Annotated in this window: 10 protein-coding genes; 7 read left to right on the forward strand and 3 right to left on the reverse strand. The window is 74.4% G+C overall.

The window, feature by feature from the left end:
- Nucleotides 1-55 precede the first annotated feature (55 nt).
- Nucleotides 56-1,930 carry a penicillin-binding transpeptidase domain-containing protein gene (locus ACYQ0U_RS05415; RefSeq protein ID WP_459970252.1) on the forward strand — a complete coding sequence of 625 codons (1,875 nt, stop codon included), beginning with the start codon at nucleotides 56-58 and terminating at the stop codon, nucleotides 1,928-1,930.
- Here ACYQ0U_RS05415 and ACYQ0U_RS05420 read toward each other — a convergent pair whose 3' ends face one another.
- The gene (locus tag ACYQ0U_RS05420; RefSeq protein ID WP_459970254.1) at nucleotides 1,931-4,054 is read right to left on the reverse strand and encodes an elongation factor G-like protein EF-G2; all 2,124 of its coding nucleotides are present in this window, start codon (nucleotides 4,052-4,054) and stop codon (nucleotides 1,931-1,933) included.
- Nucleotides 4,055-4,152: 98 nt separating this feature from the next.
- Between ACYQ0U_RS05420 and ACYQ0U_RS05425 the strand changes: the two genes are divergently transcribed.
- From ACYQ0U_RS05425 to ACYQ0U_RS05435, 3 genes are all read left to right on the forward strand, one after another.
- Nucleotides 4,153-6,843, forward strand: coding sequence for a helix-turn-helix transcriptional regulator (locus ACYQ0U_RS05425; RefSeq protein WP_459970256.1), 2,691 nt, complete (start codon nucleotides 4,153-4,155; stop codon nucleotides 6,841-6,843).
- 193 nt (nucleotides 6,844-7,036) lie between these two features.
- On the forward strand, nucleotides 7,037-8,959 hold the full coding sequence (locus ACYQ0U_RS05430; RefSeq protein ID WP_459970258.1) for a M4 family metallopeptidase: 1,923 nt from the start codon (nucleotides 7,037-7,039) through the stop codon (nucleotides 8,957-8,959).
- Between the two features lie 298 nt (nucleotides 8,960-9,257).
- Nucleotides 9,258-10,715 carry an NAD-dependent succinate-semialdehyde dehydrogenase gene (locus ACYQ0U_RS05435; protein ID WP_459970260.1) on the forward strand — a complete coding sequence of 486 codons (1,458 nt, stop codon included), beginning with the start codon at nucleotides 9,258-9,260 and terminating at the stop codon, nucleotides 10,713-10,715.
- On the opposite strand, the gene ACYQ0U_RS05440 is transcribed toward ACYQ0U_RS05435, so the two are convergent.
- A complete protein-coding gene (locus ACYQ0U_RS05440; RefSeq protein WP_459970262.1) occupies nucleotides 10,712-11,692 on the reverse strand; it encodes a hypothetical protein in 981 nt (326 codons plus the stop codon). The two genes, ACYQ0U_RS05435 and ACYQ0U_RS05440, sit on opposite strands and share 4 nt — an antisense overlap.
- A gap of 56 nt (nucleotides 11,693-11,748) precedes the next feature.
- On the opposite strand from ACYQ0U_RS05440, the gene ACYQ0U_RS05445 reads away from it, so the two are divergent.
- The 3 genes from ACYQ0U_RS05445 (at nucleotide 11,749) to ACYQ0U_RS05455 (ending at nucleotide 13,960) form a co-directional block, all read left to right on the forward strand.
- Nucleotides 11,749-12,378, forward strand: a complete 630-nt coding sequence (locus ACYQ0U_RS05445) for a DUF2332 family protein (protein WP_459970263.1) — start codon at nucleotides 11,749-11,751, stop codon at nucleotides 12,376-12,378.
- Complete coding sequence (locus ACYQ0U_RS05450; protein WP_459970264.1) at nucleotides 12,335-12,601, forward strand: DUF2332 family protein; 267 nt, start codon at nucleotides 12,335-12,337, stop codon at nucleotides 12,599-12,601. Before ACYQ0U_RS05445 ends, ACYQ0U_RS05450 begins: the two co-directional genes overlap by 44 nt.
- A gap of 87 nt (nucleotides 12,602-12,688) precedes the next feature.
- Nucleotides 12,689-13,960: an MFS transporter gene (locus ACYQ0U_RS05455; protein WP_459970266.1), complete on the forward strand. Its 1,272-nt coding sequence runs from the start codon at nucleotides 12,689-12,691 to the stop codon at nucleotides 13,958-13,960.
- On the opposite strand, the gene ACYQ0U_RS05460 is transcribed toward ACYQ0U_RS05455, so the two are convergent.
- The gene (locus tag ACYQ0U_RS05460; protein WP_459970267.1) at nucleotides 13,957-14,982 is read right to left on the reverse strand and encodes a LuxR C-terminal-related transcriptional regulator; all 1,026 of its coding nucleotides are present in this window, start codon (nucleotides 14,980-14,982) and stop codon (nucleotides 13,957-13,959) included. The two genes, ACYQ0U_RS05455 and ACYQ0U_RS05460, sit on opposite strands and share 4 nt — an antisense overlap.
- Nucleotide 14,983: the final 1 nt, after the last annotated feature.

Consider the following 14,983-nt stretch of genomic DNA (forward strand, 5'->3'; position numbering starts at 1 on the left):
GGCTCAACCGGCCGGAGCCGGCCTGCCCCGCTCAGGTCACTGGTAGAACCGAGGCGTGCGCTCCCTCCTCCCGGCCGCCGCCCTCGTCCTCGCCACCGCGGGCCTGACGGCGTGCGACGCCGCCGACGAGGTGACCGGCCCGGACCCGCAGGAGGCGGTCGACGCGCTGGCCGCGGGCTTCGAGTCCGGCGACCTGTCGGCCCTGACCTTCACCGACGGCCCGGGTGACCCGACCGCGGAGCTGGCGGAGGTCGTCGCCGGCCTCGGGGACGTGGAGCCGGTCGTCACCGCGAGCGACGCCGACGAGGCCGACGGCTCGGCGACCGCGGAGCTGCGGTGGACCTGGCCGCTCGCGGGCGACGAGTGGACCTACACCACCGACGTGTCCCTCAGCGAGGGGGCGGAGGCGTGGGAGGTCGCCTGGGACCGCGCGCTCATCGAGCCGCACCTGAGGAGGCGCAGCACGCTCGACGTCACCCCGATCGGCGGTGTCCGCGGGCCGATCATGGGCGCCGGTGGCGTCGCGCTGGTGACCGAGCGCCCGGTCGTCCGGTTCGGCATCGACCGCTCGCAGGTCGCGAAGGCCCGCGCCGGGCGGTCGGCCGAGGCGCTCGCCCGCCTGGTCGGCATCGACGTCGCGCCGTACGTCAAGCAGGTCGAGGCGGCGGGCGACCGGGCCTTCGTCGAGGCGATCGTGTTCCGCAAGGACGACGTGCCGGTCGACCTCGCGCGGCGGTACGACGCCATCGCGGGCGCCCTCGCGGTCCAGGACGACATCCCGCTGGCGCCGTCGCGCGAGTTCGCGGCGCCGATCCTCGGCACCGTCGGGCCCGTGACGGCCGAGATGATCGAGGAGGACCCGGACCGCTACCAGGTCGGGGACACCGCCGGGCTCTCCGGGCTCCAGGCGCGCTACGACGAGCAGCTGAGCGGGGTCGACGGCGCCGTGGTCAACGCGGTGGCCGGGGACGGCAGCGAGAGGGAGCTGTTCCGGGTCGCGGCCCAGCCCGGCCCGGCGCTCGAGCTGACCATGGACGAGCGGCTCCAGTCGCTCGCCGAGCGGCTGCTCGCGGGCGTCGGCCCGTCGAGCGCGCTCGTCGCGATCAAGCCGTCGACCGGGGCGATCCTCGCGGCCGCGAACGGCCCGGGCACCGACGGCTACAACACCGCCACCTACGGGCAGATCGCGCCCGGCTCGACGTTCAAGACGGTCAGCAGCCTGGCCCTGCTGCGGGCCGGGCTGACGCCGGACTCCCCGGTGCCGTGCACGTCGTCGGTCGTGGTCGACGGCAAGCGGTTCGAGAACTACGACGACTACCCCAGCGGTGCACTCGGCGACATCCCGCTGCGGACGGCGATCGCGAACTCGTGCAACACCGCGGTGATCTCCCAGCGGGGCGAGCTCGATGACGGCGACCTCGCCGCCGCGGCCGCCACCCTCGGCCTGGGGGTCGACCACGACCTGGGCTTCCCGGCGTACTTCGGCACCGTGGAGCCGCCCGCGTCCGAGACCGAGGCCGCGGCCGACCTGATCGGCCAGGGCACCGTGCTCGCCTCGCCGATGGCGATGGCGACCGTGATCGCGTCCGTGCAGGCCGGCCGCACCGTCGTGCCGCGGCTGGTGAGGTCGGTCGACGTCGAGGTCCCCGACGAGGCGGAGCCGCTGACCAAGCAGGAGGCCGGGCAGCTGCGGTCGTTGCTGCGCGGGGTCGTGACCTCGGGCAGCGGCACCGGACTCCTCGACGTCCCGGGCCCGCCGGTGATCGCGAAGACCGGCACCGCGGAGTTCGAGCGCGACGGCGACGTCCTCACGCACGCATGGATGATCGCGGCGCAGGGCGACCTCGCGGTCGCGGTGTTCGTCGACGTGGGCTCGTCCGGGTCCGGCACCGCCGGCCCCATCCTGGAGGCCTTCCTGCGCGGGGCCTAGTCAGGACGCATGGTCCCGCTTCGGCACGCCCTTCGCCACGTCCTCGGGCATTGCCTCGTAGTGGGCGAACGACCGGGTGAAGACGCCCGCGCCGTGGGTGGCGGAGCGCAGGTCGACGGCGTAGCGGACCAGCTCGGTCTGCGGCACCTCGGCCAGCACCTGGGTGCGGTCCTCGCCGACCTTGTCGGTGCCCAGCAGCCGGCCGCGGCGTGAGGACAGGTCGCTCATCACCGGGCCGACGAGCTCGTCGGGCACGACGACCTGGACGTTGTCGTAGGGCTCGAGCATCGTGACGGTCGTGGCCGCGGCGGCCTCGCGCAGCGCGAGCGCCCCGGCGGTCTGGAAGGCCATGTCGGAGGAGTCGACGCTGTGCGCCTTGCCGTCGAGCAGCGTCACGCGCAGGTCGACCATCGGGTGGCCGAGCCGGCAGCCCTTCTCCATCTGGGTGCGGACGCCCTTCTCGACGCTCGGGATGAACTGCCGCGGCACCGCGCCGCCCACGACCTTGTCCACGAACTCGAACCCCGAGCCCTCGGGCAGCGGCTCGACCTCGATCGTGCACACGGCGTACTGCCCGTGGCCGCCGGACTGCTTGACGTGCCGGCCCAGCCCGTTGGCCCTGCCCGCGAAGGTCTCGCGCAGCGACACGATGAACGGCACCTGGTCGACGTGCACGGAGTAGCGCTCGGTGAGCCGCTCGATCGTCACCTCGGCGTGCGACTCACCCATGCACCAGAGCACGAGCTGGTGGGTCTCGGCGTTGTTCTCGATGCGCAGCGACGGGTCCTCGGCCGCGAGCCGGGAGAGCGCCTGCGAGAGCTTGTCCTCGTCCTGCTTGGTCCGCGCGACGATCGCCACCGGCAGCAGGGGCTCGGGCATCGACCACGGCTTCAGCACCCGCGGCTCGTCGACGCCGGAGAGGGTGTCGCCGGTCTCGGCGCGGCTGAGGCGCCCGATCGCGCAGATGTCCCCCGCGACCACCTGGTCGGCGGGGCAGAGCTGCTTGCCGAACGGGTGGGACAGCGTGCCGACCTTCTCGTCCTCGTCGTGGTCCTCGTGGCCCGAGCCCGTGCCGAAGAATGACGTGAAGTGCCCCGACACGTGCACCGGCTGGTCGGGGTCGAGCGTGCCGGAGAAGACGCGGACCAGGCTGAGCCGGCCGACGTAGGGGTCGCTCGTGGTCTTCACGACCTCGGCCACCAGTGGGCCCGCGGGGTCGCAGGTGATCGGGTCGGCCGAGGCTCCGGACGGCAGGAACACGTCGGGCGCGGGGTGCTCGGCCGGCGACGGGAAGCCGCGGACGATCAGGTCGAGCAGCTCGGAGCAGCCGACGCCGGTCACCGAGCAGGCCGGTACGACGGGGTGGAAGGTCGCCCGCGCCACCGCGCGCTCGAGGTCGTCGACGAGCACCTTCTCGTCGACCTCCTCCCCGCCGACGTACCGCTCCATGAGGGTCTCGTCCTCGGACTCCTCGATGACGGCCTCGATCAGCTCGCCGCGCAGGCCGGTCGCCTCGGCGGCGTCGCTCGGCGCGAGCAGCCCGGTGAGGCAGGTGATGTCGGCGCCCGAGCGGACCGGCACGTAGAGCGGGACGACCTTGCCGCCCATGGCCTCGCCGAACGCGTCCTGGGCCTGGCGCAGCACGCCGTCGTAGTCGGCGCGGGCCTGGTCGAGCTTGGTGATCGCGACGACGCGCGGCATCCCGACGGCGGCGCACTCGCGCCAGAGCGACCGGGTGGCGTCGTCGACGCCCTCGTTGGCCGCTACGACGAACAGCGCGCAGTCGGCGGCGCGCAGCCCCGCGCGGAGCTCACCGACGAAGTCGGCGTACCCGGGGGTGTCGATGAGGTTGACCTTGACGCCCTCGTGCACGAGGGGTGCGACCGCGAGGGAGATCGTCCGCCCGTGGACGTGCTCGGACTCCTCGAAGTCCGCGACGGTCGTGCCGTCGCGGACCGAGCCGGCGCGGGGGATCGCGCCCGAAGCGGCGAGCAGGGTCTCGGTGAGGGTGGTCTTGCCGGACCCGGCCGGCCCGACCAGCACCACGTTGCGGATCCGGTCCGGGCTGCTCGCCCCCAGATCTTGGCCTGACGCTCTCCGGTTGCTTCCACCCTTGTCCGCCATGGTGACCTCCTGCTCCGAGGAAACTCCTGGTTCCACCCCGGCGCAAGGGGCTGTCGGGACCTGGTCCGAGCGCTTACGCTGGACGTCCCATGTCTCGGGTGACGGGTCGTCTCGCCCTGCTCGAGGAGGTGAGGGACCTCCTCGGCCGGGGACTGTCGGTCGCCCTCCACGGACCCACCGGCATCGGCAAGAGCGCGCTCCTCGACGCCCTCGAGGACGGCGCCGCCGGCTGCCTCGGCGGACCGACGCTCGTTCTCCGCGCGGCCGGTACGCCGGCGGAGCGGTCACTCCCGTTCACGGCCCTGCAGGACCTGCTCGACCAGCTCGGCACCGGCCCGGTGCGACCGGCCCAGCGGCTGGTCGCCGGTGCGCCCGCCGACGCGCTGCGCTCCGAGCTGTGCGTGGAGTTCCGGTCGCTGCTCGCCGAGCTCGCCGCCCAGCGGCCGGTGCTGATCCTGCTCGACGACGTGCAGTGGGTCGATCCGGAGTCGGCCTGCGTGATCGGCTACGGCCGGCGCCGCAACCCCGGGCGGGTCGGCCTGGTCGCCACCGTCGGCGCGGGCTCCGGGACCGGGGTGGACCTGTCCGACCTGCACCACCTCGACGTACCTCCCCTCGACGTGGCGGACACCATCGACCTCCTCGGCCGCCACGGCATCCCGGCCCACATCGCCCAGCGCGTGCACGTCGAGTCCGGCGGCCTGCCGTCGGTGGCGCTCGCGCTCGGCGGCGCGCTGGCCGAGCAGCCCTCGCTGCTCGGGGGGCCGACGCCGCTGCCGCCGACGATCGCGCGGGTGCTCCACGACCGGTACCTCGCGCAGGACGCGGGCGTCCACGACACGCTCGCGATGGCCGCGCTGCTGCACCGGCCCACCGTGCGACACCTCGAGAGCGCCGGGCGGCTCGACGCCGCCGCCGAGCTGCGCGAGGCCGCTGCCGCCGGACTCGTCGGGCGCGTCGACGACGGCGTGCGGTTCACGCCGCCGGCGCTGCGGCGGGTCGTGACCGACACCGTCCCCGCGTCCCGCCGCGCGGAGCTGCACCGCGACCTCGCCGACGTCGTCACGACCGCCGCCGAGCGGGCCCGCCACCGCGCGCTGGCCGACCCCCGGCCGGACGCGGACCTGGCGCGCGAGCTCGGCGTGGCCGCCCAGGGCTGCGCGAGCGCCGGGGCGCGCGAGCTCGCGACCGAGCTCTACCTCCTGGCCGCGGACCGGTGTCCGCTGGCGCTGGCCGCCGAGCGCGCCGAGTGGCTGGCGACCGCGGTCGAGACCGGCGCGCCCGGCAACCACGTCGAGCTCGTGCACCGCGCGCTCGCCGACTTCCTCGAGCTGCCGGCGACCCCGGCCCAGACCGTGCGGGTGCGGCTCGCGCTGCCGGAGCTCGCCGGCTCCGGGGTGGCCGCGCTCGACGAGGTGCTGACCGCGGCGCTGTCCGACGCCGGCGACGACGACGAGCTCGTCGCGATGGTGCTGCTCCAGCGGGCCCGCGTCGCGCTGATGGAGTCGCGCCCCGACCAGGCGGTGAGCCGCGCCGAGCAGGCGGTCGCGCTGCTGCACCGGGCCGGCGACCGGGCCGGTGAGGCCGCGGCCCTCACCACGCTCGCCGTCTCGACGCGCTGGACCGGCACCGGCCGGCACGACGAGCACCTCGCCGCCGCGCTCGCGCTCAGCGACGCCGCCGCCCCCGGGCTCATGCACACCTCCCCGGCGTACATGGCCGCGCGGTTCGCGTTCTACGACGACCGGCTCGAGGAGGCCTGGGCGGCGTTCCTCTCGATGCTCGCCCGGGTGGAGCGCGGCGCGGGCAGCGACCAGGTCCACGTGCTGCGCTGCCTGGTCGAGGTCGGGGTGCGGCTGGGGCGCTGCCGCGAGGCGACGGCGTACGCCGACCGCGCCGCCCGGATCGGCGAGGAGTTCGGCCTCGACGCCCACACCGGCTGGTTCATCACCGGCCTCGCCGAGCTCGCCGGGGGCGACCTCGACGCCGCCCGCACCCTCGCCGGGCGGGGCGCGGTCGCGGCGGAGGAGCGCGGCGACACGCGGTACCTCCAGCGTCACCTGCTGCTGCTCGGCCAGGCCGAGCTCCGGGCCGGCCACGCGGTCGAGGCACGGGCCGCGCTCACCCGGATCCGCGACATCGAGGCCGCGCACGACATCGGCGACCCGACCGTGAACCGCTGGCAGCCCGAGCTGGTCTCGGCCCTGGTCGCCCTCGGCTCGCTCGACCCGGCCGAGCGACTGGTCGCGAGCGCGCGCCGCACGCTCGACGGCCGGTCGGGCACCGACGGGGTGAGCGCGCAGCTGGACCGGGCCGAGGCGGAGCTGCTCAGCGCCCGCGGCGACGCCGACGGGGCCGACCACCTGCTCGACCGGGCGGCGAAGGTCTGCGCCGACCTCGGCATGCGCCTCGACCTCGGCCGCACCCTGCTCACCCGCGCCCACGTCGAGCGGCGCAGTCGCCGGGCCGCCGCGTCGCGGTTCGCGCTGGCGCAGGCGGAGGCCTGCTTCGCCGAGCTCCACGCCCGGTCCTGGCTGGACCAGGTCCGCGCCGAGCGCGCACCCGAGCCCGCCGCCGCCACCGACGACCCGCTCCTCGGCCGGCTCACCGACACCGAGGCCCGAATCGCCCGCCTGGTCTGCCAGGGCGCGAGCAACCGGGAGATCGCCGAGCGCACGTTCGTCAGCGTGAAGACCGTCGAGGCCACCCTCACCCGGATCTACCGGAAGATGGACGTCCGCTCCCGCACCCAGCTCGCCACCCTGCTGGTCCCCTCACCCCCCGAGTGACCGTCGAGTTGGGCCATAGTCGCCCGTGAGATGGGCCGAAGTCCCGGGCCGGCCGGGAACGAGGCCCGACTCAACGGGGAACGGGGCCCAACTCAACGGAGGGGGCAGCAAGGGTTTCCCCGCTACCCCTCCCGGTGGGGGGTTCCTAGGTTCGTGCTTCTCACCACCATCCCCTTGAAGGAGCACCACCTCCATGACGACCAGTTCGCTGCTCGGGGCGGCTCTGGTGGCCGGGGTCTCGGGCGCACTCGCGCTCGGGGCCCAGGCCCCCGCCTCCATCGCGGCCTCCACCGCGGCACCCACCGCGGCACCCACCGCATCAGCCACGGCCCACCAGGCCACCGGCACCAGCAAGCAGGAGGCGAACCGCGCGGCTGCGGCGTACCTCGCCGACCGCCGCGCCTCCTTCGGCACCAGCAGGCAGGACGCCTTCCAGCGCGTCAGCACCATCCGGGGCACCGCCGGCACGGCGTACGTCGCCTACGACCGCACCTACCGCGGACTCCCGGTCATCGGCGGTGACGTCGTGCTCTCCCTCGACGACTCCGGCAAGGTCACCGGCCGCAGCGCCACGCTGAAGGCCCCGATCCGGCTGGCCTCGGTCACCCCGCAGGTCCGCGCCGGCGCCGCCGAGCGCACCGCGCAGGCGCGGGTCGACACCGTCCTCCGGACCTCCAAGCCCGAGCTGGTCGTCCACGCCCAGCACCGGCCGCGCCTGGCCTGGGCGACCCGGGTCACCGGCGCGTCGGACGGCCAGCCGACCAAGCTGACCGTCTACACCGACGCCGTCACCGGCAAGGTCATCGGCAGCTGGGACCTCGTCTCCCACGGCAGCGGCACCGGCTACTACTACCCGGGCGTCACCATCGGGACCTCGCTGAGCGGCTCGACCTACCGCATGGTCGACACCGCCCGGTCCGGCGTCTCCTGCGCCAACCAGGCCGGCACGATCTTCACCGGCCCCGACGACGTGTGGGGCAACGGCTCGGGCACCAACCTCGAGACCGCGTGCGTCGACGTCCTCTACGGCACCGACAAGGAGGTCGACATGCTGTCGGCCTGGCTCGGCCGCAGCGGCGTCAAGGGCAACGGCACCAACTACCCGGCGCGGGTCGGCCTCAACGACGTCAACGCCTACTACGACGGCACGCTGGTCAACTTCGGCCACAGCCAGGACAACGCGCGCCAGCTCACCGCGATCGACATCGTCGCCCACGAGAACGGCCACGGCGTCTTCCAGACCACGCCGGGTGCGTCGACCGGTGACAACGAGACCGGCGGCATGAACGAGGCGACCGGCGACATCTTCGGTGCCCTCACCGAGGCGTACGCCGCCAACCCCAACGACCCGGCGGACTTCACGGTCGGCGAGGAGGCCGACCTCGTCGGTGACGGGCCGATCCGCTACATGTACAACCCGAGCCTGGCCGGGGACCCGAACTGCTGGTCCTCGAACATCAAGAACACCGAGGTGCACGCGGCCGCCGGCCCGTTGAACCACTGGTTCTACCTGCTCTCCCAGGGCTCCGCGGGTTCGGGCGGCTCCCCGGCCTCGCCCACCTGCAACGGGTCGACGGTCACCGGCGTCGGCATCCAGACCGCGGGCAAGATCTTCTACAACGCCCTGCTGCTGAAGACGACCTACTGGACGCACGGCAAGGCCCGCGTGGGCACGCTGACCGCCGCCAAGAACCTCTACGGCAGCACCGACTGCACCACGTTCAACCGGGTGAAGGCGGCGTGGGACGCGATCTCGGTCCCGGCGCAGAGCGGGGAGCCGACCTGCGGCGCCGGCGGTGGCGGCGGCACCTGCACCGAGGTGACGGCGACGGGCTCGGCGACCTCCGGCACCTCGACGTACAAGCCCTCGTCCTCCGGCTTCTCGGTGACGACGTCCGGCTCGATCGTCGGCTGCCTGACCGGCCCGTCCGGCGTGGACCTCGACCTCTACCTGCAGAAGCTCAACAGCAGCGGAGCGTGGGTCGACGTCGCGGCGAGCGAGAGCGCGACCTCGACGGAGAACATCACCTACGCGGCGACGGCGGGCACCTACCGCTGGGACGTCTACGCGTACTCGGGCTCCGGCTCGTTCACGCTGAAGTACGACGTGCCGTGACGGTGGCCTCGAGACGGTTGCTCCGCGACCTCCTCGGGCACCGCTGACACGACGCGAGGGCCCCGGCGCGACGCCGGGGCCCTCGCCCCGTCCCGGGAGCTGCCGCGCCGGCCACGAGGGGGGTGCGCCGGAGCGGCCCGGAAAGGGCGAACCCCTCGCTGCATGGGGTCAGCAAGGGGTTCTTGCCGACATCTTAGTGCTCCCTCCGAAGTCGACCTCTCTAGCGTCGCAGATCGGCGGTGACCTGTCATCGTTTCCCGGGATACGGGCCCTGGGTCCGGGGGTGCAAGATGGGCCCATGAACGGACTCGACCTGCTCGGCCCGGACCAGCGCGGGCTCTACATCGGCGGCACCTGGCGCGAGGCCGAGGGCGACAAGCGCCTCGACGTGATCGACCCCGCCGACGGCTCCGTGCTCACCGACGTCGCGGACGGCTCGGTCGGCGACGCCATAGACGCGCTGGACGCGGCGGTCGAGGCGCAGGCCGACTGGGCGCGGACGCCGGCGCGGCAGCGAGGCGAGATCCTGCGTTCGGCGTTCGAGGCGATCACCGCCCGCGCCGACGACTTCGCGCACCTGATGAGCCTCGAGATGGGCAAGACCGTCGCCGAGGCGCGGGGCGAGGTGGCGTACGGCGCGGAGTTCTTCCGCTGGTACTCCGAGGAGGCCGTCCGGATCCACGGGCGCTGGATGCAGGCCCCCGCGGGCGGCTCCCGGCTGCTGACGATCAAGAAGCCGGTCGGGCCGTGCCTGTTCATCACGCCGTGGAACTTCCCCCTGGCGATGGGCACCCGCAAGATCGGACCGGCGATCGCCGCCGGCTGCACGATGGTCGTGAAGCCCGCGAGCCAGACCCCGCTGACGATGCTGGCGCTCGCCGCGCTGCTCGCGGAGGCCGGTCTCCCCGCGGGCGTGCTCAACGTCGTGACCACCAGCCGCACCGGCGAGTTCAGCGAGGCGCTCCAGGCCGACGACCGGCTGCGCAAGGTCAGCTTCACCGGCTCGACCGGCGTCGGGAAGATCCTGGTCCGCCAGTCCGCCGACCAGCTCCAGCGGCTGAGCATGGAGCTCGGTGGCAACGCGCCGTTCCTCGTCTTCGAGGACGCGGACGTCGACGCCGCCGTCGACGGCGCGATGATCGCGAAGATGCGCAACATGGGCGAGGCCTGCACCGCCGCCAACCGGTTCCTCGTGCACAGCTCGGTGGCCGAGGAGTTCGCCGACAAGCTCGGCCGGCGGATGGGCGGGCTGACCGTCGGCCGCGGCCAGGACGACGGCGTCGACGTCGGCCCGCTGATCGACGAGAAGGCCGTCGAGGGCGTCAGCCAGCTGGTCACCGACGCGATCCACGACGGTGCCCGCGTCGTCACCGGCGGCACCGCACCCGACGGCCCGGGCTACTTCTACCCGCCGACCGTCCTGCTCGACGTCCCGGCCGACTCCGAGATCAACACGCAGGAGATCTTCGGGCCGGTCGCCCCGATCACGACCTTCGAGACCGAGGACGAGGCGGTCCGCCAGGCCAACGCGACGCAGTACGGCCTCGCGTCGTACGTCTACACGCGCGACCTGGCCCGGACGATCCGGATCGCGGAGGCGCTCGACTTCGGCATGGTCGGCATCAACTCCGGCCTGATCTCCAACCCGGCCGCGCCCTTCGGCGGAGTGAAGCAGAGCGGGTTCGGCCGCGAGGGCGGCTTCGAGGGCATCGAGGAGTACCTCGAGACGACGTACGTCGCCCTGCCGGCGGGCTAGAGCGAGGCCTCGGCCCGGGCGAGCCGGACCAGCCAGAGGTCCCAGCCCCGCACCAGCGGGTCGCGCCCGCGCACCGGCCGGTCGTCGGAGGACCAGAAGCCGAACACGTCGTCGGCGTCGGGCACCGGGTTGACGAGCCGCATGGTGACCGGCAGCCCGGCGACGCCGACCGCGCCCATCGCGGCCCCGGCGAGCCGCGCGACGGCGTCGCCGTACCGGTCGACCGTCAGCCGCTCCGGCTCGACGGGTCCGCCCGCGAAGGAGACGCGGAGGTCGAGCAGCACGTGCCCGTCGCGGCGTTCGAGCCGCCAGGTCGACGCGGGGGCGGGAAGCACCCCGGAGGCGACCGTGCGCTGCGTGCCCTGGAAGAGCGCGACGTCGGCCGGAGACACGCGACCGGCGACGACGAACGTGGTGTCGCCGGAGCGGAACCGCCACACGGTGCCGTCGAAGCCGTAGCCGATCCGGCCGGCCTCCCCGACGTCGTGCAGGATGCCGGCGCCGGAGTCGAGGTCGATCGACTCCTCGCCGGACTCGAAGCGGTAGCGCACGTCGCCCAGCAGCGCCGCGGTCGTCGCGAGCCAGTTGCCCAGCACGTCGGCCTGGTCGGGGCTGCCGGCGAAGGCGTCGTCGACCACCAGCCGGTCGGCGTCGTTCCCGGCCGGCACCAGGTCCAGCCGGTACGACGGGTAGTCCTGCTCGTCCGCGACCCGGTCGACCTCCGCGATCAGCCGAGCCAGCTCGCGCACCGTGTCGGCGTCGTCGTAGGTCACCGTGATCGCGGCGCCGGTATCGGGGGACGGGGTGGCGACCTTCGCGCCGGTCACCTCGTCGATCCGGTTGAGGTGGGTCTGCACCGTGTGGGCCCGGTCGAGGGCGCCCGAGCAGGCGCCGAGGAGCCCGAGGGGGAGCGCGAGGGGGACGATCGCCGCGACGGCGGCGCGCGCCACCGCCCTTCGCCCCCCGAAGGTCCTCATGCCGAGAATGGTGACCCATCCGAGGACGTCCGCGGGCTGGAATCGACAATGGCGTCGTGGACCTCACCGCCGTGGCCGTGCAGCAGTACCGCGAGTTCGCCCTCGACGCGCGCGACTACTCGCCGTGCTTCGACGACTGGGCGACGCGGGTCGCGGAGGACCCCGAGGTGCTCGCCTGGCTCGAGCGGCTGCCGCTGCCCAAGCAGCAGCCCAACATCGTCTTCGCCGCCGCCCGGTGGCACGGGGTGCCCGCGCCCGGGCCGTACGACGGGCTGCGGGCTGCCCTGCTCGGCGACGACGGCACCGTCGTGGCGACGATCCTGGCGCGGTCGACGCAGACCAACGAGGTCGGCCGGCTGGCGACCCTGGTGCCGGCCTTCGCGACGTTCCCCGGGCCGCTGGCGCTGATCGAGGTCGGCGCCAGCGCGGGGCTCAACCTGTTCCCGGGCCGGTACTCCTACGCGTGGGGCGGCGAGCCCGTCGGGACCGGCCCGCTCCTGTCGGCCGACGTCTCCGGCCCGGCGCCCCTGCCCGCCACGGTGCCCGAGGTCGCCCGGGAGGACCCGCCCCGGCTGGTGCGCGGCGACCTCCTCGACGAGCTGCCCGCCCTGGTCGACCAGGCCGGTCGCCACGGGGACGGTCGTGGTGTTCCACAGTGCGGTGGCGGCGTACCTCTCGCCGGGTGAGCGGGACCGCTTCCAGGACCTGATGGCCGGCCTCGTCGCCGACGGCCGCTGCCACTGGGTGAGCAACGAGGCGCCGCAGGTGCTGCCGGCGGTCACCGCGACCGCCGCGCTGCCGGACGCCGGCCGCGGGTTCGTGCTCGGCGTGGACGGCCGGGCGGTGGCGCTCGCGCACGGCCACGGGGGCTGGCTGCGCTGGCTCGACCCGGACTCCGCCCGACCCTGACCAACCCTGATCGAGGTCGCCCCACGGGCCGATGAAATCGGTGGGCGATGTCGGTCGTTCCCTCCAGACTGGTGCGGAGGAGGAGTGATGACCGAGGTCCGGGAGCCGCAGACCGGCCGGAGGCTGCCGCGCGCGCTCCACCCGTTCCGCCACTCGGCCTACCGGCGGCTCGCCGTCGCGCTCGTGCTCGCCACCTTCGCCGGCGGTGTGTGGATGGTCGGCCTGGTCTGGGAGGTCATCCGGATCGGGGGTGGCCCCCGCCAGCTGTCCGTGGTCGCGACCGCCAGCGCGATCGGCGTGATCCTCCCGGCGCTGCTCGGCGGCGTGGTCGCCGACCGGGTGCCGCAGAAGGTCATCCTCCTCGGCGTCGCCGCGATCGAGTTCCTCTGCATGGGCACGGTGGCGATGCTGTCGATCGCCGACCTGACCGTGGTCTGGCACCTGGGGGCCGTCGGCTTCCTCATCGGCGCGGCGATGGCGTTCTACTACCCGGCGTACTCCGCGTGGCTGCCGGCGCTGGTGCCCGAGGAGGACCTGCTCCAGGTCAACGGCTTCGAGGGCATGATCCGCCCGACGATCGGCCAGGCCCTCGGCCCGGCGGTCGCCGGCGTGGTGGTGGGGGCCGCCTCGCCGGGCGCCGCGCTGAGCGTCGCGGCCGTGTCGTCGCTCGCGGGGCTGCTGGCCCTGGCGACGGTGCCGCTGACGGCGGTGCGCCGTGCGGCCGACGGCGGCCGGTCGTCGGTGCTGCACGACCTGCGCGAGGGCTTCGCCTACATGTGGCGGACGCCGTGGCTGCTGGTGACGCTGCTGTTCGGCTCGGTGATGGTCTTCGTGATGATGGGGCCGCTCGAGGTGCTGGTGCCGTTCCTCATCAAGGACCGGCTCGGCGGCGGGCCGGGCGACCACGCCATGGCGCTCGCCGCGTCCGGCGTCGGGGGCGCCGTCGGCTCGCTGATCGTGGCGTCGCGCCGGATGCCGCGCCGCTACCTCACCGCGATGATCCTGATGTGGGGCTTCGGGTCGCTGCCGTTGGTGGCCATGGGCGTCGCGACCGAGGTCTGGCACGTCGTCGCGGCCTCGTTCGTGCTGGGCGTGCTGTTCTCGGCGCCGATGGTCGTCTGGGGCACGCTTCTCCAGCGCCGGGTGCCCCCGCACCTGCTCGGCCGGGTCGCCTCGCTCGACTTCTTCGTCTCGATCAGCCTGATGCCGGTCTCGATGGCCATCGCCGGGCCGGTGTCGGAGGCGATCGGCCTGCGGGCCACGTTCCTCATCGCCGGCATCGTCCCGGCGATCGCGGCGGTCGTCGCGATCGTGGCCTCGCGGCTGCCGCAGGACGAGCTCGCGCACCCGCTCGACTAGGCCGTGCCGAGGCTGCCGGCGAGCGCGCCCCGTGAGCGGATGCCGAGCTTGCGGTAGATGTGCGAGAGGTGCCATTCGACGGCCTTGACGGTGACGACCAGCTCGTCGGCGATCTCGCGGTTGGTGAGGCCGCTCGCGGCCAGCCGCGCCACCCGGCGCTCGGCCGCGGTCAGCGCGGCGAGCGCCTCACCGAGCACGGGCCGGGCGGGCTCGCCCATCCGGTCGAGCAGGCGGCGTACCCGTGCCCGGAGCGGCCACAGCTCCTCGCGACCGGCGTAGTCCTCGGCCGCGCGGAGCAACTGCAGGGCCTCGCGGGCGTCCTCGTCGCCTCCTCCCGACTTGGCGGAGAGGAGGAGCAGGCCGGCGAGGTCGGTGTCGATCTGCGCGACCAGCCGGGAGGCCGGCGTGACGCCCAGCGCGGCCCGCGCCTCGCGCAGGGTGCCGACCCGGTCGGCGTGCACGTCGACGGTGGCGAGGGTGCGCAGCCCCACGGCCACGGCGTACGGCGCGCGCGCCTCGCGGGCGAGGACCAGGTGCTCGCGGGCCAGCACCACGGCCTCCGCGCGGCGGCCCATCCGGACCGAGGCGAGGGCGGCGGTCGCGCGCCAGGGCAGCACGGAGGGGTCGTCGCGGTGCGTGGTCAGGACGCCCACGCGGGCGTAGTGGCCCGCCGCGGTCTCGGCGTCGCCCTCCGCGGCCGCCAGCTCGCCGCGGCCGAAGTGGGCGGCGGCGCCGGCCAGGCCCGGCTCCTCCAGCATCGGCCGGAGCGCCTCGCCCTCGGCGTGCGCCAGGTCGAGCTCGCCCCGCGCGAGGCGGCAGTCGATCGTCATGGTGACCAAGGCGGCGCGGTGCAGCGCGTCGAGCTCGTCCCAGTGCCGGGCCCGGGCGTCCGCGAGATCCGCGAGGGCGCCGGTGACCTGCCCGGCCCGGGTCCGGGCGAACGCGCGGTGGAGCTCGACCTGCGAGGGGTCGAGGTCGTCCCGGACGGAGGCCTCGGCGAGATCCGCCGGCGGCGGCAGCATG

The sequence above is a fragment of the Nocardioides pyridinolyticus genome, assembly GCF_054653575.1.

Excerpts from the sequence above, each read along its gene's own strand:
- ACYQ0U_RS05435 (WP_459970260.1), top strand. The coding sequence starts at position 9,258 with ATGAACGGACTCGACCTGCTCGGCCCGGACCAGCGCGGGCTCTACATC.
- ACYQ0U_RS05440 (WP_459970262.1), bottom strand. The coding sequence starts at position 11,692 with ATGAGGACCTTCGGGGGGCGAAGGGCGGTGGCGCGCGCCGCCGTCGCG.
- ACYQ0U_RS05420 (WP_459970254.1), bottom strand. The coding sequence starts at position 4,054 with ATGGCGGACAAGGGTGGAAGCAACCGGAGAGCGTCAGGCCAAGATCTG.
- ACYQ0U_RS05430 (WP_459970258.1), top strand. The coding sequence starts at position 7,037 with ATGACGACCAGTTCGCTGCTCGGGGCGGCTCTGGTGGCCGGGGTCTCG.
- ACYQ0U_RS05455 (WP_459970266.1), top strand. The coding sequence starts at position 12,689 with ATGACCGAGGTCCGGGAGCCGCAGACCGGCCGGAGGCTGCCGCGCGCG.
- ACYQ0U_RS05460 (WP_459970267.1), bottom strand. The coding sequence starts at position 14,982 with ATGCTGCCGCCGCCGGCGGATCTCGCCGAGGCCTCCGTCCGGGACGAC.